Source organism: Roseospirillum parvum (assembly GCF_900100455.1).
GTDB lineage: Bacteria > Pseudomonadota > Alphaproteobacteria > Rhodospirillales > Rhodospirillaceae > Roseospirillum > Roseospirillum parvum.
The window spans coordinates 514,768-531,809 of sequence record NZ_FNCV01000001.1; the positions used below are offsets into that span (position 1 = coordinate 514,768).

At 71.1% G+C, this 17,042-nt stretch carries 13 protein-coding genes; 5 read left to right on the forward strand and 8 right to left on the reverse strand.

The features are described 5' to 3' along the window. The first annotated feature begins 157 nt into the window (after window positions 1-157). The 5 genes from rpmI (at window position 158) to BLR95_RS02160 (ending at window position 5,507) form a co-directional block, all read left to right on the forward strand. Entirely contained in the window at window positions 158-355 is a 198-nt protein-coding gene (gene rpmI / locus BLR95_RS02140; protein ID WP_092614647.1) for a 50S ribosomal protein L35, read from the forward strand. 50 nt (window positions 356-405) lie between these two features. Beyond that, entirely contained in the window at window positions 406-762 is a 357-nt protein-coding gene (gene rplT, locus BLR95_RS02145) for a 50S ribosomal protein L20 (RefSeq protein WP_092614650.1), read from the forward strand. Window positions 763-950: 188 nt separating this feature from the next. Then, window positions 951-2,039, forward strand: coding sequence for a phenylalanine--tRNA ligase subunit alpha (gene pheS, locus BLR95_RS02150; protein WP_092614653.1), 1,089 nt, complete (start codon window positions 951-953; stop codon window positions 2,037-2,039). Then, window positions 2,036-4,456: a phenylalanine--tRNA ligase subunit beta gene (gene pheT, locus BLR95_RS02155; RefSeq protein WP_092614656.1), complete on the forward strand. Its 2,421-nt coding sequence runs from the start codon at window positions 2,036-2,038 to the stop codon at window positions 4,454-4,456. Before pheS ends, pheT begins: the two co-directional genes overlap by 4 nt. A gap of 316 nt (window positions 4,457-4,772) precedes the next feature. Beyond that, window positions 4,773-5,507 (forward strand): Bax inhibitor-1/YccA family protein, encoded by a 735-nt coding sequence (locus tag BLR95_RS02160; protein ID WP_425438428.1) that lies wholly within the window; start codon window positions 4,773-4,775, stop codon window positions 5,505-5,507. Between the two features lie 499 nt (window positions 5,508-6,006). Here the strand turns inward: BLR95_RS02160 and BLR95_RS02165 are convergent, their stop codons facing one another. The 8 genes from BLR95_RS02165 to ptsP all read right to left on the reverse strand — a co-directional run bounded on the left by BLR95_RS02165 (window position 6,007) and on the right by ptsP (window position 17,013). Next, entirely contained in the window at window positions 6,007-6,645 is a 639-nt protein-coding gene (locus BLR95_RS02165; RefSeq protein ID WP_092614662.1) for a DUF4167 domain-containing protein, read from the reverse strand. 579 nt (window positions 6,646-7,224) lie between these two features. Continuing rightward, window positions 7,225-8,094, reverse strand: coding sequence for a peptide chain release factor N(5)-glutamine methyltransferase (gene prmC, locus BLR95_RS02170; RefSeq protein WP_092614664.1), 870 nt, complete (start codon window positions 8,092-8,094; stop codon window positions 7,225-7,227). Between the two features lie 5 nt (window positions 8,095-8,099). After that, window positions 8,100-9,164 (reverse strand): peptide chain release factor 1, encoded by a 1,065-nt coding sequence (gene prfA / locus BLR95_RS02175; RefSeq protein ID WP_092614667.1) that lies wholly within the window; start codon window positions 9,162-9,164, stop codon window positions 8,100-8,102. After that, a complete protein-coding gene (hemA, locus tag BLR95_RS02180; RefSeq protein WP_092614670.1) occupies window positions 9,161-10,447 on the reverse strand; it encodes a glutamyl-tRNA reductase in 1,287 nt (428 codons plus the stop codon). Before hemA ends, prfA begins: the two co-directional genes overlap by 4 nt. Window positions 10,448-10,466: 19 nt before the next feature. Then, a complete protein-coding gene (hisS, locus tag BLR95_RS02185; RefSeq protein ID WP_092614673.1) occupies window positions 10,467-11,723 on the reverse strand; it encodes a histidine--tRNA ligase in 1,257 nt (418 codons plus the stop codon). A gap of 39 nt (window positions 11,724-11,762) precedes the next feature. Next, complete coding sequence (gene ispG / locus BLR95_RS02190) at window positions 11,763-12,887, reverse strand: flavodoxin-dependent (E)-4-hydroxy-3-methylbut-2-enyl-diphosphate synthase (RefSeq protein ID WP_092614676.1); 1,125 nt, start codon at window positions 12,885-12,887, stop codon at window positions 11,763-11,765. A gap of 212 nt (window positions 12,888-13,099) precedes the next feature. After that, window positions 13,100-14,557 carry a helix-turn-helix domain-containing protein gene (locus BLR95_RS02195; protein ID WP_092614679.1) on the reverse strand — a complete coding sequence of 486 codons (1,458 nt, stop codon included), beginning with the start codon at window positions 14,555-14,557 and terminating at the stop codon, window positions 13,100-13,102. A 167-nt stretch (window positions 14,558-14,724) separates the two neighbouring features. Next, window positions 14,725-17,013, reverse strand: a complete 2,289-nt coding sequence (gene ptsP, locus BLR95_RS02200; RefSeq protein ID WP_092614682.1) for a phosphoenolpyruvate--protein phosphotransferase — start codon at window positions 17,011-17,013, stop codon at window positions 14,725-14,727. Window positions 17,014-17,042: the final 29 nt, after the last annotated feature.

Consider the following 17,042-nt stretch of genomic DNA (forward strand, 5'->3'; position numbering starts at 1 on the left):
GGCGGGGTGGTTCGGCCCCAAGGCATGCCCAGCCACCCGTCAACGACCGCGGAACAGAAAAGCCAAGAACAAGGGCCGGCCTTCCCTGCAAGGGGAAGGTTCCGTCGCCGGAAAAGGCGGCGGGCGGCCCCCACCCGAACCACCAAGGAAGTCGAAAATGCCGAAGATGAAAACCAAGGCGTCCGTCAAGAAGCGGTTTCGCCTGACCGGCACCGGCAAGGTGCGCGCCAATGTGGCCTACAAGCGCCACATGCTGCGCAACAAGCCCAAGCAGATGAAGCGCCAGGCGCGCGGGACGACCATCCTGTGCGATGCCGACGCGACCATCATCAAGCGCTACATGCCCTACGGCTGAGCCCGCTTGATCTTCTGCCCTGACTTTTTCCGACCGGAGCCGATCCCACCATGTCCCGAGTGAAACGCGGCGTCACCACCCACGCCCGCCACAAGAAAGTTCTGTCGCTGGCCAAGGGCTACCGTGGCCGCAAGTCGACCAATTACCGCACCGCCGTGCAGCAGGTGGAAAAGAGCCTGCAGTACGCCTACCGCGACCGCCGCAACCGCAAGCGCGACTTCCGCGCCCTGTGGATCCAGCGCATCAACGCCGCCGCCCGCCTGAACGGCACCACCTACGCCCGATTTATGGACGGGCTCAACAAGGCGGGGATCGAGCTGGATCGCAAGGTGCTGGCCGACCTCGCCGTGCATGAGCCCGACACCTTCGCGAGCCTCTGCCAGCAGTCCCAGGCCGCCCTCAAGTAGTCGCGCCATAGCGGGGCATCGGGGCATCAACGCCGATGCTTCCGTTGCCCCACCCCTGCCCAGCGCGCGCTTGACCCAGCGCCTCACCCGATGATGGACGGGAGTTGCCGGCACCGGCGACTCCCGTTTTCCATGCCCGCCCCCCGCCTGTCCCCTGCCCATCTCCAGCCCAACCAGTGGAAGCCCCCATGGACGATCTGACCGCCCGGGCCGAGGCCCTGAAAAGCGAGCTGATGGCCGCCGTAAAGGCCGCCCCCGACGCCCCGGCCCTGGAAGAGCTCAGGGTGTCCGCCCTGGGCAAGAAGGGGCGGGTGACCGAGCTGATGAAAAGCCTGGGCGGGCTCGACCCGGAAGCCCGCAAGGCCGCCGGGCAGACCCTGAACGTGCTCAAGCAGGCGGTGGCCGAGGCCATCGAGGCGCGCCGCCAGGTGCTGGCCGAGGCCGAACTGAACGCCCGGCTGGCCCGCGAAAAGGTCGATGTCAGCCTGCCGGCGCGCCCGGAAAACCCGGGCCGCCTGCACCCCATCAGCCAGACCATGGACGAGATCTGCGCCATCTTCGGCCAGATGGGCTACACGGTGGCCGAGGGGCCGGACGTGGATGACGACTTCCACAATTTCACCGCCCTCAACTTCCCGCCCGGCCATCCGGCGCGCGAGATGCACGACACCTTCTTCCTGCCCCGCGAGATCGACGGCGAGCGCACCCTTTTGCGCACCCACACCTCGACCATCCAGATCCGCACCATGGAGCAGGGCGGCCCGCCGATCCGCATCCTGGCCCCGGGGCGCACCTACCGCTGCGACTACGACATGACCCACACCCCCATGTTCCATCAGGTGGAGGGGCTGGTCATCGACAAGACCACCCACATGGGGCACCTCAAGGGCTGCCTGATCGAGTTCGTGCGCACCTATTTCGAGGTCGATGACCTGCCGGTGCGCTTCCGCCCCTCGTTCTTCCCCTTCACCGAGCCGAGCGCCGAGATGGACATCGGCTGCGACAGAAGCGGCGGCGAGCTGAAGATCGGCGCCGGCGGCGACTGGCTGGAAATCCTCGGCTGCGGGATGGTCCATCCCAACGTGCTCACCGCCTGCGGCATCGACCCCAGCGAGTATCAGGGTTTCGCCTTCGGCATGGGGGTGGAGCGCATCGCCATGCTGAAGTACGGCATCCCCGACCTGCGCACCTTCTTTGAAAGCGATGTGCGCTGGCTCGACCACTACGGCTTCGCGCCGCTCGACGTGCCCAGCGTGACCGGAGGCCTGACCCGATGAAATTCACCCTGAGCTGGCTCAAGGATCACCTGGAGACCACCGCCACGGTGGCCGAGATCGCCCAGGCGCTGACCGCGCTGGGCCTCGAGGTGGAAGGCGTCGACGACCCGGCGGCCCGCCTGGAGGGCTTCGTGGTCGGCGAGGTGCTGGAGGCCGGTCCCCATCCCGACGCCGACCGCCTGAAGCTGTGCCGGGTGGCCGACGGCGGGCCCGAGCCGTTGCAGATCGTCTGCGGCGCCCCCAACGCCCGGGCCGGCATCAAGGTGGTGCTGGCCCGCCCCGGACAGGTCATCCCGGAAAGCGGTCAGCCCCTGAAGGTGGGCCGCATCCGGGGCGTGGAAAGCCGGGGCATGATGTGCTCGGCCCGCGAGCTTTTGATGGGCGAGGATCACAGCGGCATCATCGAGCTGGCCGCCGACGTCCCGGTGGGCGCCCCGGCGGCCCAGGTCATGAAGCTCGACCCGGTGTTCGACGTGGCCATCACCCCGGACCGCGCCGACTGCCTGGGGGTGCGCGGCATCGCCCGCGATCTGGCGGCGGCCGGTCTTGGCACCTACCGCCCCAAGCCGGTGGAGCCGGTGGCCGGCCAGTTCGAAAGCCCGATCGGCGTCGCCTTCGGCCCCTCGCCGGAGATGAAGGCGGCTGCCCCGGTGTTCGTCGGCCGCTATGTGCGCGGGGTGACCAACCGCGAAAGCCCGGCCTGGCTGAAGGACCGCCTGACCGCGGTGGGCCTGAGGCCGATCTCGGCCCTGGTCGACATCACCAACCTGATCACCCTGGACGACGCCCGGCCGCTGCACGTCTTCGATGCCGACAAGCTGACCGGCCCGGTCGGCCCGCGCATGGCCCGGGAGGGCGAAACCCTCGATGCGCTGAACGAGAAGACCTACACCCTGACCCCGGAAATGGTGGTCATCGCCGACGCCGAGAAGGCCCACGCCATCGGCGGCGTGATGGGCGGCATGGACAGCGCCTGCGACGAGGGGACCACCAACGTCTTCATCGAATCGGCACTGTTCGACGCTGCCCGCACGGCCCGCACCGGCCGGGCGCTGGGTCTCGACTCCGATGCCCGCCACCGTTTCGAGCGCGGGGTCGATCCGGAAAGCTGCCTGCGCGGCTGCGAGATGGCCACCGGCCTGATCCTGGAGCTGTGCGGCGGCGAGGCGAGCCAGGTCATCTACGCCGGCCAGCCGCCGTCGTGGAAGCGCTTCATCGCCTTCCGCCCGGCCCGGGTGGCGGCGCTGGGCGGGGTCGAGGTGCCGGAAGCCGAGCAGGTGCGCATCCTGACCGACCTCGGCTTCGACGTGCAGCGCGACGCCGAGCCCGGGGTGTGGACCGTCGCCACCCCCTCGTGGCGCGGCGACGTGGAGGGCGAGCCCGACGTGGTCGAGGAAATCCTGCGGGTGCGCGGCTTCGACCACATCCCCGCCGTGCCCATGCCGCGCGACCCCATGCCCAAGCCCATGCTGACCGACAGCCAGCGGCGCGAGAACGCCACCCGGCGCGGACTGGCGGCGCGCGGGCTGATGGAGGCGGTCACCTGGTCGTTCATGGGCCGCGCGCAAAGCCTGGCCTTTGGCGGCGGGGCCGAGGACCTGACCCTGGTCAACCCGATCAGCAGCGATCTCGACCAGATGCGCCCGTCCATCCTGCCCAACCTGATCGCCGCCGCCGGGCGCAACGCGGCGCGCGGCTTCCCCGACCTCGGCCTGTTCGAGATCGGCCCGGTGTTCACCGCCGGCACCCCGGGGGCGCAGCGCCCGGTGGCCGCCATTCTGCGCGCCGGGCGCAGCGGTCCGCGCCATTGGCGGCAGCCGCCCCGGGCCTGGGACGTGTTCGACGCCAAGGCCGATGCCCTGGCCGCCCTGGCCGCCGCCGGGGCGCCGGTGGACAGCCTTCAGGTCAGCGCCGACGACGCCCCCGGGTTCTACCACCCGGGCCGCTCGGGCTGCCTGCGCCTGGGGCCCAAGGTGCTGGCCACCTTCGGCGAGCTGCACCCGCGCGTTCTGGCCGAGCTGGACTACAAGGGGCCGCAGGGCGGCGCCGTGGTCGGGGCCGAGGTGTTCCTCGACCAGATTCCGCTGCCCAAGCGCAAGGGCGGCCCGGCGCGGCCGCTGCTCAAGGCCAGCGCCCTGCAACCCCTGAGCCGCGACTTCGCCTTCGTGCTGGACGAGGCGGTGCCGGCCAGCAAGCTGGTGGCCGCCATTCGCGGGGTGGACAAGAAGCTGATCGTCGATGTGGGGGTGTTCGACCTCTATCAGGGCGAGCACCTGGAGCCGGGGCGCAAAAGCCTCGCCGTCTCGGTCACCCTGCAGCCCAGCGAGGCCACCCTGACCGACCCGGAGATCGAGGCCATCGGCCAGCGCATCGTCGCCGCCGCCGAGAAGGCCACCGGGGCGACGTTGCGGGGGTAGGCACGGCGGCACGGCTTAGAGCTGATCGTGCGAAATGTGAATCGCGGAGCGCTTCACATTTCGCACGATCAGCTCTAGATTTTAGGTGTAGAGCCGATTTGAGCGAAAAATCGGGAACCACCAAGTGGTTCCCGATTTTTCGCTCAAATCGGCTCTAGCGTCCTGCGCGTGTCGGCAGCCGTGCCGCGCGCATGAATCTTTGGTAATCCGACCCGAAAAGGTCCGGTTCCGATTGCAATCGGGACCGGCCTTTCACATATTCCCCATCGGTCTGTTTCCCATTCACCCCACCTCAACCACCCAACGAGGAGTCACCATGGCACTCAATCCCCGTCAAATGGCGTCGATGCAGGCTCAGGAGCGCCTGCGGGCGGCCGAGCAGCAGGGCCTGATCGATCAGGGCCTGCGTGCCTACATGCTCCGCGTGTACAACTACATGACCGGCGGCGTCGCCCTGACCGGCCTGGTGGCCTACGCCGTGGCCCAGAGCCCGGCCCTGCTCAACGCCATCCATGGCAGCGGCCTGGGCATCGTGGTCGCCCTGGCGCCGCTTGGCTTCATCCTGGCCCTGTCCTTCGGCATCAACCGCATGAGCACCGGAATGGCCCAGATCCTGTTCTGGAGCTTCGCCGGCGTGATGGGCCTGTCGCTCAGCTGGATCTTCATCGCCTACACCGGCTACTCCATCGCCCAGACCTTCTTCGTCACCGCGGCGGCCTTCGCGGGCTTGAGCCTGTGGGGCTACAGCACCAAGAAGAACCTCTCCGGGTTCGGCACCTTCCTGGTCATGGGCCTGATCGGTCTGATCATCGCCATGGTGGTGAACATCTTCCTGCAGAGCGCCATGATGCAGTTCGTCATTTCGGGCGCCGGGGTGCTCATCTTCGCCGGGCTGACCGCCTATGACACCCAGCGCATCAAGCTGACCTACTACGAGGGCGACGGCGCGGCGGTGGCTGAGAAGAAGGCCATCATGGGCGCCACCAACCTGTACCTGGACTTCATCAACCTGTTCATGTTCCTCCTGCAGTTCATGGGCAACCGCGACTAACACCGAGACGCATGGCCCGGGCCCCCGCGCGGGCGGCCCGGACCATGGCCTGATACCAGACGGCGATCAGAGAAACTCACCGCCGGTTGGTGTGAATGAAAGGGGCTTTGGCCCTTTACCCCCACCCCCGGATGAGCCAGGGGCTCCCCCGGACCCCCTCCATTCATTCATTGATCGCCGAGCGAGCGGAACGCTCGGGCTTGGGGGGTGCGCCAATGAAAGGCGGGGTCCGGGGAAGCCCTGCTTCCCCGGTGGGGGGTTGGGGGCAAAGCCCCCAGATCAAAGGCGCCCGGACCCCCAAGGGCTCGACCAAACCGCGATGAGTCCTGCTCATCGCCGGCTGGTATGAAGGCTGCAGGCCCAGGCTTTCGACGCAAAAACGCCCGATATCGGCTCCGTGCCGGTATCGGGCGTTTTCTTTGTCGGGCGCCGAGACGGGCCGTGGGCCGGCCGTGTGGGGGGGCGCTCAGTTGGCGGCGCGCCCTACCGCTTGGCCGGCTCAGGCCGAGGCGGCCTGACGGTCGGGGTCGGACGGGGCGTCGGCGCCGTCATCGTCCTTCTGGGTCTCGGCGGCCGGCTTGCGGCTGCGCGTGGTGCGGCGGCGCGGACGGGGGGGGGCGTCGTCCTCGTCGCTCTCGGCCTTGCGCGGCGCCTCGGCGTCGTCCGGTTCCATGGCCAGGAAGGCGACGTTCTGGATGTCCTGGTGCGGTGCCTCGGCCTCGTCGGCCGGGCGCGGCGGGCGGGCGCGGTTCTCGGCGCGGCTGCGCCGGGGCGGGCGGCTGTCGGCGCTGGGTTGCTCGCCGCCCCGCTCCTGGTCGCGCTCGCCCTCCCGCTCGCGGCCCTGGGGCTCGCCGTCGCCGTCGGCGCGGCGCTCGGGGCGGGCGGTCGGCTGGCCGCTGTTGTGGCCGAGGCGGAAATAGTGGTCGGCGTGCTGGAAGAAGTTCTCGGCCAGCACGCGGTCGCCCTGGCTCAGGGCGTCGCGGGCCAGCAGCAGGTATTTCTCCATCACCTGATGGGCGTTGCCGCGGATTTTCCCGGCCGGACCGTTGCTGTCGTAGGTCTGGTTGCGGCTGGCCGGTTTGCTGCCCTTCTGGGGGCGGGGGCGGGGGCGCCCTTTGGGATTGGAGCTTTTGGTCATGGTCCCAACTTGATGTGTGGTGATCGGGTCATGGTGAAAGGAAGTGGGGGCGGTGGGGGCGATGCCGGTCCGGCGGCTGGAGGCTTCCGGGGCTGGGCCGGATCGATGGGCCGGGTATCGCTTTTCCTCAAGCTTCTCCATGCGGTACCGGGTGGCCTGTATGCCAAGCCCTGGTCCCGCGCCAGGATCGCCCCGGGCGATCCGGTTGGGTGCCGACCCGCACCTTCCGGCCGGCCGCTGCGGGCGGCGCCGGGTGGGCAGTCAAGCGGGGCAGTGTTCCTGTCGTCCCCTCCCGGGAGGCGGAGCGGTTCGGGCGGCGCCGGGCTGTCAGGGGTGTTCGAGGGGGTACTTGTGGCGGCCAATCCATGCCGCGTCCCCCTGGTTCCCGCTGTTTCGGCGCCTGCCTGAAGCCGGAAACGACGCTCCCATCCTGTCATCTTCCCAGGGGAGAATCGTCCGCCATCCCAGGCCTGTCCATCGACAGCCGGCCCGCCCAATGGGCGCCCTGACCGACCGTTCATGGAGCATGTGGCATGGGGGGAACGTAGTGGCTTCGGGCAGCGATTCCAAGCCTTTTCGTTACGCGGGCGATGGTTTTTTGCCGTTTTGCACAGGCTTATGGGCGAACACCAAGGCGCGGGGAATGCCCCCCAGATCGGGCCGCGTTTCCTGGTGGTGCCAGCCCATTTGCTCGGCCAGGGCGCGCACCGGGTCGGCCTGGCCCAGGCCCACTTCCAGGATCAGCCGACCGTCGGTGGCGAGGTGTCCGGCGGCCAGCGGCAGCAGGGCCCGATAGGCGTCGAGGCCGTCCGCTCCGCCGTCCAGCGCCCGCAGGGGATCGAAGCGGGCCACCTCCGGGGCCAGGGCGGCGATCTCGCCGGCCGGGATGTAGGGCGGGTTGCTGACGATCAGATCGGCCGGCGGCAGGGCGGCGGGAAAGGGGGCGTCGCCCCAGCCGCCGACCTTGAAGCGGGCCCGGTCGGCCAGATGGTTGCGGGCGGCGTTGCGGCGCGCCGTGGCCACCGCCTCGGGGTCGATGTCGAGGCCCAGTCCCCGGGCGTTGGGCAACTCGGCGAGCAGGGCGAGCAGCAGACAGCCGGTGCCGGTGCCCAGGTCGAGCACGCCATAAGGAGCGTGGCGCGGGCCGGGCAGGTGGGCCAGGGCGGCCTCGATCAGGGTTTCGCTGTCCGGGCGCGGATCGAGGGTGGCCGCGGAAAGCTCAAGCTCCAGGGTCCAGAAGCCGCGCCGACCGAGGATGCGGCTGACCGGCTCGCCGCTCAGGCGGCGCTCGGCCAGGGCTTCCAGGGCCTGTTGCGCCGCCGCCTCCAGCGGCCCGTCGCCGGGGCCGCCGGCGTGGGCGACCAGCAGACGGGCATCGAGGCGCGGGCTGCCCAGGCCGGCCTTGGCGAAGCGCCGGCTCAGGGTGGTGAGGGCGTCGGCGCGCTCCATCGGGATCAGGCGATCTCGGCCAGTTGGGCGGCCTGATCCTCGGCCGTCAGGGCATCGACCATCTCGTCCAGCACCTGGCCCTGCATCATCGCCTCGATCTTGTACAGGGTCAGGTTGATGCGGTGGTCGGTGACCCGTCCCTGGGGGAAGTTGTAGGTGCGGATGCGCTCCGAGCGGTCGCCGCTGCCGACCTGCGAGCGCCGGCTTTCGGCGCGCTGGGCGTCGGCCTGGCGGCGCTGTTCGTCATAGAGCCGGGCGCGCAGCATGGTCATCGCCTTGGCCCGGTTCTTGTGCTGGCTTTTCTCGTCCTGGCACTGGACCACGATGCCGCTCGGCAGGTGGGTGATGCGGACCGCCGAATCGGTGGTGTTGACGTGCTGGCCGCCGGCCCCCTGGCTGCGGTAGGTGTCGACGCGCAGGTCCTTGTCCTCGACCGCGACATCGACCTCCTCGGCCTCGGGCAGCACGGCCACCGTGGCGGCCGAGGTGTGGATGCGCCCGCCCCCCTCGGTGACCGGGATGCGCTGCACCCGATGCACGCCGCTTTCGTACTTCAGGCGGGCGAACACGTCGCGCCCGGAGACCTGGCAGATGGCTTCCTTGATGCCCCCGATGTCGGTTTCGGTGCGGTCCATGACCTCCAGCCGCCAGCCCTTGAGGCCGGCGTAGCGCTCGTACATGCGCAAGAGCTCGGCGGCGAACAGGGCGGCTTCCTCGCCCCCGGTGCCGGCCCGCACCTCGAGGATGGCGTTGCGGGCATCGGCCTCGTCGCGCGGCAGCAGGCGCAGCTTCAGGGCGTGTTCCAGCTCCGGCAGGCGGGCCTTCAGGGCGCGCGCCTCTTCCTCGGCCAGGGCGCGCATTTCCGGATCGTCGAGCATCGCCTCGGCCTCGGCCAGGGCGGCGCGGGCCTGGGCCAGCTCGTCGATGGCGGCGACCACCGGAGCCAGCTCGGCCAGCTCGCGCGACATCCGGGCGAAGCTCTGGGAGTCCGAGGGCGGGTCACTCGCCAGCAGGGCCTGCAGTTCGTCATGGCGGGCCCGCACCCGGGCGAGCTTGTCATCAAGGCTCATCGATCGGGCGGGCTTTCGGGATCGCTCGGGGTTTCGTCGAGGGGGAAGAGGCGGCGCAGCAGGGCTCGGGCCTCGGCCTCGAAGCCTTCCTCGGCCAGTTGGCGCAGGCCCTCGCTGGGGCCGTGCAGCAGGCGCTGGATGAGCCGCTCGGTGGTCCGCTCGGCGTCGTCGCCCAACTCGGCCAGGACCCGCCGGCGCTCCGCCTCGAAATGGCCGCGCAGGCCGACGATCAGCGGCACGGCGCCACGCTGGCGGCGGCTTTTCAGGACCTCGGCCACTTCCTGCTCGACCACCGTCCAGGCGGCCTGGGCGTTGGCCTCGCGGCGGCCCCGGTTCTGCTCGGCGATGCGCTCCAGGTCCTCCAGGGCGTAGAGGAAGGCGTTGTCGAGCCGCTCCACGGTCGGCTCCACGTCGCCCGGCAGACTGACGTCGATCAGGAAGATGGGGCGCTGGCGCCGCCGCCGCAGGACCTGGCGCAAGCCCTCCTCGGAGACCACCAGATGGCGGCCGCCGGTGCAGCAGACCACCACGTCGGCGCCCAGCATGGCCTCCTCGCGGGCCTCGAACTCGGCCACGTGGGCGCCCAGGCGGCGGGCCACGTCGCGGGCCCGGGTCTCGCGCGGGGCGGCGACGGTGAACTGGGCCAGGCCGCGCGACTTCAGGCTTTCGGCGACCAGCTCGCCCATCTCGCCGGCGCCCAGCAGCAGGCCGTTGAGGCCGGTCAACTCGCCGAACAGGTCCGAGGCCACCTGGATGGCGGCGGTGGCCACCGAGACCGGGCCCTCGGCGACGGCGGTTTCGGTGCGCACCCGCTTGGCGCAGGCGTAGGCGGCCTGGAACAGGCCGTCCAGGTCGGCATCCACGTGGCCGGCTTCCTTGGCCACCTGATGGGCCGCCTTGACCTGACCCAGGATCTGCGGCTCGCCGACCACCATGCTGTCGAGCGAACTGGAGACCGCGAACAGGTGCTTCAGCGCGGTGTCGGCGGTGTGCACGTAGAACGGATGGCCGCCCCGGGGCGCCTTGTCGCCGGCCCGCTCGAACAGCGCCTGACAGAGCAGGCGGCCGCTCGCCTCGGGGTGTTCGGCCAGACCGATCACCTCGACCCGGTCGCAGGTCGACAGGACCACGGCGCTCGACAGCTCGCTGGCGGCGCGCCAGGCGGCGAGCTGGGTCGGCGCCTCCATGTCCTCCACGAACAGGGCATCGCGCAGCGACAGCGGGCTGGTCCGGTGGTTGGCTCCGGCGATGACCAGACGGGAGATGAGGTCGGGCGCGCTCATGGCGGGTCGGCTCCGGGGCTCATCGATCGGCCGGGCGATAGGCGGCCAGGGCGGGCAGCGGATCGGCCAGGGGCAGCGGGGTCTGCTCGCCGCTGTCCAGGTCGCGCAGGGTGGCCTCGCCCCGGGCCAGCTCGTCGTCGCCCAGGATCAGGGCGGCCCGGGCGTTCTGCCTGTTGGCCCGGTTGAGGCGCTTCTTCAGGTTGCCGCTGTAGCCCTGCTCGACCACATGGCCGGCCCGGCGCAGGGTTTCGGCCAGGGTCAGGGCGACCTTGTCGGCCGCCTCGCCGAGGGGCACCAGGACCAGCGGCCGGGGGGCGGCGGGCACGTCCTCGATCAGCATGGCCAGACGCTCGACCCCGGCCGCCCAGCCGACGCCGGGGATGGACGGCCCGCCCATGGTCTCGATCAGCCCGTCATAGCGCCCGCCGGCCAGCACCGTGCCCTGGGCGCCCAGGGCGTCGGTGGTGAACTCGAAGGCGGTGTGGCCGTAGTAGTCGAGCCCACGGACCAGCCGGGGATTGATCTCATAGGGGATGTCCAGCGCCTCCAGCCCCTGGCGCACGGCGGCGAAGAAGTCGGCCGCCGCCGGTGTCAGGTGGTCGGCCAGCGCCGGCGCGTCGGCCACCACCTGGCGGTCGCCGGGGTCCTTGGAATCGAGGATGCGCAAGGGGTTGCGCTCCAGCCGCTGGCGGCTGTCCTCGGACAGCGCGTCGACATGCCCGGACAGGTAGTCGACCAGGGCGGTGCGATAGTTGGCGCGGCTTTCGGTGTCGCCCAGGGTGTTGATCTCAAGCGTCACCCGGCCGGCGAGCCCGATCGCGGCGAGGATCGCCCGGGCGCAGGCCAGCACCTCGATGTCGGCCTGCGGGGTGGGTACGCCGATCAGCTCCACCCCGAACTGGTGGAACTGGCGCTGGCGCCCCTTCTGCGGCCGCTCGTGGCGGAACATGGGGCCGTTGTAGAAGGCCTTCACCGGCAGCGCCTGGGACAGCCCGTTGGAGATCACGGCGCGGGCGATGCCGGCGGTGCCCTCGGGGCGCAGGGTCAGGCTGTCGCCGCCCTTGTCGGCGAAGGTGTACATCTCCTTGGTGACCACGTCCGAGGTTTCGCCCAGGGTGCGGGCGAACACCTCGGTGAACTCGAAGACCGGGGTGGCCATCTCGGCGAAGCCGTACAGGGCGGCGGTGTCGCGGGCCCGCTCGATGACCGCGCGATGGCGGCGCATGTCCTCGGGCAGCAGATCGTGGGTGCCGCGTACCGGTTGCAGGTTGGCCAAGGGGGTCCTCGTCGTCTGGGGTCGAAAAAACGGGCCGGCTCAGTCGGCGGCGGTGCGCGCCGCCTTCATCTCGGCCGCCTTCTTTTCGCACAGGGCGACCACGTGGTCCACCAGCCCGGCGTTGTCGATGTTGTGGTCGGCCACCCCGGCCACGTAGACCTTGTTGGACTGGCCCTCGGCGATGCCGCCGCCGGTCACCCCGATGTCGGTCTCGCGGGCCTCGCCCGGGCCGTTGACCACGCAGCCGATGATCGACAGGCTCAATGGCTCGTCGATGTGCGACAGGCGCTCTTCCAGCAGGGCCACCGTCTTGACCACGTCGAAGCCCTGGCGGGCGCACGACGGGCAGGAGACGATGCGCACCCCGCGATGGCGCAGGTCGAGGCTTTTCAGCATCTCGAAGCCGGCCTTGACCTCTTCCACCGGGTCGGCGGAGAGGGAGACGCGCAAGGTGTCGCCGATGCCGGCCCACAGCAGGCTGCCGATGCCGATGGCCGACTTCACGGTGCCGGCGCGCAGGCCGCCGGCCTCGGTGATGCCCAGGTGCAGGGGATAGTCGCAGGCCTCGGCCAGACCCTTGTAGGCGGCCACGGCGAGAAACACGTCGGAGGCCTTGACCGAGATCTTGAACTCGAAGAAGTCCTCGTCCTCCAGCCAGCGGGCGTGCTCCAGCGCGCTGTCCACCAGGGCCTCGGGGCAGGGCTCGCCGTACTTTTCCAGCAGGTGCTTTTCCAGGCTGCCGGCGTTGACCCCGATGCGCATGGAACAGCCGTGGGCGCGGGCCGCGGCGACCACCTCGCGCACCCGCTGGCGGTTGCCGATGTTGCCCGGGTTGATGCGCAGGCAGGCCGCCCCCGCCTCGGCCGCCTCGATGCCGCGCTGGTAGTGGAAATGGATGTCGGCCACCACCGGCACCTCGACCTCGCGGATGATTTCCTTCAGGGCCCGGGTCGAGGCCTCGTCGGGGCAGGAGACGCGCACGATGTCGGCGCCGGCCTGGGTCATGGCCTGGATCTGGGCCACCGTGCCGGCGACATCGGTGGTCCGCGTGTTGGTCATCGACTGGACGCTGATCGGCGCATCGCCGCCGACCGCCACCGGGCCGACCTTGATCTGCCGCGAGGGGCGCCGGGTGATGGTGCGGTAAGGGCGCAGGCTGCTCATGGGATCACCGCTGTCTTTCGAAAAGGTTGGGGGGCCGAAAGGAGGGGACTGGTCTCGGTTCGCGGGCGGCGGGCGCGGGGGCCGGGGAACGGGCCGGGCCGCTGGTCGCACGAAAGCCACGGGAAGGGGTTATAGACCATTGGTGTCGCGCCGTCACCGCCGGCGGCGAGCCCTTCCGGGAGGGGCCGGACTGGCCGGCAGATGCGGTTCGGTCAGCGGCGTTTCAAGTCCGCGGGGTCGAGCGAGACACCGCGCACCACCTCGCCCTGGGCCCCGATCGGCGGCACCGGCTGGCCGTCGACCTCGATCTCCATGCCGCCGGCGTTGCCGGTGATGAGGATCAGATTGTCGCGCGCCGGCACGGTGTAGCTGTCGCCCTGGCGCAGCAGACGGCTGGTCACCAGCTCGTCGCCCGCCTTGATCTGGAACCACACCCCCTGGCGGGCGTGGATGACCACCCGGCCGTCGCCGCCCTGGGCCAGCGGGCTGTCCGGGGCCGCCGGATCGGCTGGCACGGCGGGCAGGGTGGCGGGCCGGGTGGTGGGCTGGGTGGCGGGCTGGGCGGTGGGCCGGGTGGTGGACTGGGTGGCGGCGGCAGCGGGGGCTGTGTCGGCGGGGGCTGCGTCGGTGTTCGCCTGGGGCGCCGGTTCAGCCGGCGCGGCGGGGGGCTCGGCCGGGGCGGGCGAGTCGCCGGCGGCGTCGGTGGCCGGCTCGGGCACCGGCAGGCTGCTGGCGGCGGTGGCCGGGCGCGGCTCGGCGGCCTCGGCGGGCGGCGGCGGGGTGTCGGGGGTTTCGTCCCCGCTTTCTCCGCTGTCGGCGCCGGGCGTGCTTGCCGGCGCCGCCTCGGCCGTCGCGGCCGGCGGCTGGGGCGGATCGGCCAGGGGAATCGGGCGCGGTGCCGGCAGGGTCTGGGCCCCGGAGTCGGCGGAGCCGGTCGATGGGGCGGGGTCTGCCGAAGCCACCGGAGCGGCGCCGTCCGTTGCCGAGGCCGGCGGGGCGGGGGCCTCGCTGGTGGGGGCCCCGTTGGGCACCGCGTCGGCCACCCCGTCGGTTGCCGTGCCAGCCGTGGCACCGGGCGTGGCGCCGGCCAGCGGTTCGGGCTCCGGCGGCGGGGCGTCCTCGTCGGGGTCGGCGCCAATTTCAGGGCCGGTTTCGGGGCCGGATTCAGCCTCGGGCGTCCGGGTGGCCGGTGGCGCGGGGGCCGTTTCGTCGCCGCCGACCAGATCGGAGAAGCGGGCCGGCAGCTCGCCGACCATGGTTGCCAGATCGCTCTCGGCGGTGGCCAGGTACCATGCCCCGTAGCCCAGTCCGGCGACCAGCAGCCCGGCCAGGATCAGACCGGGCCCGGGCAGCCGGCTTTCCGACGAGGGCACCGGAAAGTCGTTGCGGCTGGGGCCGGGGGCCATGCCCTCCTGCTTGAAGCGGCGCACCACCTCCTCGGCGTCGAGGCCCAGGTAGTCGGCATAGGAGCGCACGAAGCCGGCCGCGTAGGTGGCGCCGGGCAGGTCTTCGTAGCGGCCCTGCTCGATCGCCTCGAGATGGGTCCGGCGAATGCGCAACACGGCGGCGACCTGACCCAGATCCTCGCCTTCGCGCTCGCGGGTGGCGGCCAACAGGGCACCGACCGAGCCCCGTTCGCCGGGGTCCCGATCAGCCGGGGACCAACTCATTGCGGGGTCCCCCTGGTCATCGCGGCCAACACGTCATCATGGCGAACACCTTGAAATCGCTCCCCCCTGGAACTGCGTGCGTGCAAAGGCTAGCAGAGTTGCCGACCTTGAGGCAACGCCACTGCCGAAACCGCGCGGCGCCGGGCCGCGCATGGCCCCTCGCCGGCTCAGGAGAGGGCGATGCCATGGTCGTGGGCATAGGCGGCGAGGCGGCTTCTGAGGCTGCCATCGGGACGATCGAGCAGCGAGGCCAGGAACGGCGCGAACTGGGAGAGATCGAGGCTGCGCACCATCGCCTTGACCGGCCCGATGCCGGGCGGGGCCATGGACAGGGCGCGCACGCCCAGGCCGAGCAGGGCCATGGCTTCCAGCGGCCGACCGGCCATTTCGCCGCACACCGACAGCGGCACCTCGGCCGCCCGGCAGGCCTTGACGAGGTCGGCCAGGGCGTTGAGGACCGGCGGCGACAGGGCGTCGTAGCGCCCCTCCAGGCGCTGGTTGCCGCGATCGCAGGCGAACAGGAACTGCAACAGGTCGTTGGAGCCGACGGAGACGAAGTCCACTTCCTTGAGCAGGGTGGGCAACTGGAAGAGCAGCGAGGGCACCTCCAGCATGGTGCCGACGGCGATCTCCTCGGGCAGCCGGGGCGGGCGGCCATGGGCCCCGGCCTCGGCCCGCTCGCGCTCGATCTCGCGCTCCAGGTTGCGGCGCGCGGCGCGGAACTCGGCCACCGTGGCGACCATCGGGAACATCACGCTGAGGCGTCGTCCGGCGGCGGCGCGCAGCAGGGCGCGCAACTGCTGGCGCAGGATGGCCGGGCGGTCCAGCGTGATGCGGATCGAGCGCCAGCCCATGGCCGGGTTGTCCTCGTCGCCGCCCTGCCAGTAGGGCAGCACCTTGTCGCTGCCCACGTCCAGGGTGCGGAAGACCACCGGTCGAGAGCCCGCGTGGTCGAGGATGCGCGAATAAAGGCCGGTCTGGGCGGCCACGTCGGGCAGCGCGGCGCGGGCCATGAAGGGCAGCTCGGTGCGATAAAGGCCGATGCCGTCGGCGCCGTGCTCCTCCAGATGCGGCAGGTCGAGCATCAGGCCGGCGTTCATCATCAGGTTGACGTCCACGCCGTCCACGGTGCGGGCCGGCAGGTCGCGCAGGGCGGCGTAGCGGGCCTGGCGCTGCTGGCGGGCCTCGACGCTCTGGCGGAAGGTTTCCACCACGTCCTCGGAGGGGCGCAGGAACAACTGGCCGTGGTCGCCATCGACGATCACCGGGTCGTAGGCGTCGATGCGGTCGAACACGTCCTTGATGCGGGCCACCACCGGAATGCCCAGGGCACGGGCGATGATCACCGCGTGCATGGTGCGCGAGCCTTCCTCCATGACCAGCCCGCGCAGCCGCGAGCGGTCGTAGTCGAGCAGCTCGGTGGGGCCCAGCACGCGGGCCACCAGGATGGCGTCCTGGGGCAGCTCGCGGCGCACCTCGGCCCCGGTCAGGTGGGTCAGCAGGCGGTTGGTCAGGTCTTCCAGGTCGACCAGCCGTTCGCGCAGGTAGGGGTCGGTGATCTGCTGCATCCTGAGGCGCATGTCGTCGTGCACCTTCTGCACGGCGGCGGCGGCGGTCAGGCCGCCGTCGATGGCCTCGCCGATGCGGCCGATCCACCCCTTGTCCTCGGCGAACATGCGGTAGGCGCCCATCACGTCACGCACGTCCTCGAAGGCGCCGTGGCCCAGGTTCTCAAGCTGGTCGAGCTGGCGGCCCAGGGTTTCCAGGGCTTCCTTCAGGCGGGCGTGCTCGGCCGCCGGATCCTCGGCGACCAGCCGGCCGATGCGGATCATCGGCTGGTGTGGCACGGCCAGGCCGATGGCCACCCCGGGATTGAGCGCCATGCCCTCCAGGCGCAGGGGCAGCAGGCCGATGCCATCGACCGGCTTGGTTTCCTCCGAGCTGACCACCTCGCCGGCGGCCAGCAGCTCGGCGACGATCATCGAGACGGTTTCCAGGATCTCGATGTCCTCGGCCGACCAGGCGCGGTGCTCGATGGTCTGCACGACGACCACGCCGCTGACCCGGGAGCCGCGCAGCACCGGCACGCCCATCAGCGAGCGGTAAAGCTCCTCGCCGGTTTCCGGGCGATAGGCGAAGCCGGGGTGGGACCAGGCGTCGGCCAGCCCGAGCGGCCGGGCGTGGGCGGCGATGTCGCCGACCAGCCCCTCGCCGACGCGCAGCCGGGTGGCGTGCACCGCCTGCGCCGCCAGACCGTGGGTGGCGAACAGCTCCAGCACCTCGCCGGCCCGCATGACGTAGACCGAGCAGACATCGACCACCATCTGCTCGGCGATCACCTGGGCGATCTTGTCGAGCCGCGCCTGCGGCTCGCCGCCGCCGGCCAGGACGTCGCGCAGCCGGGTCAACAGGCGTCGGGAAACCCCGAGGCGATCCGGATCCTGGGTGGCGGGCATGGGCGGGTGGCGGGCTTGAGGGCGGGTCG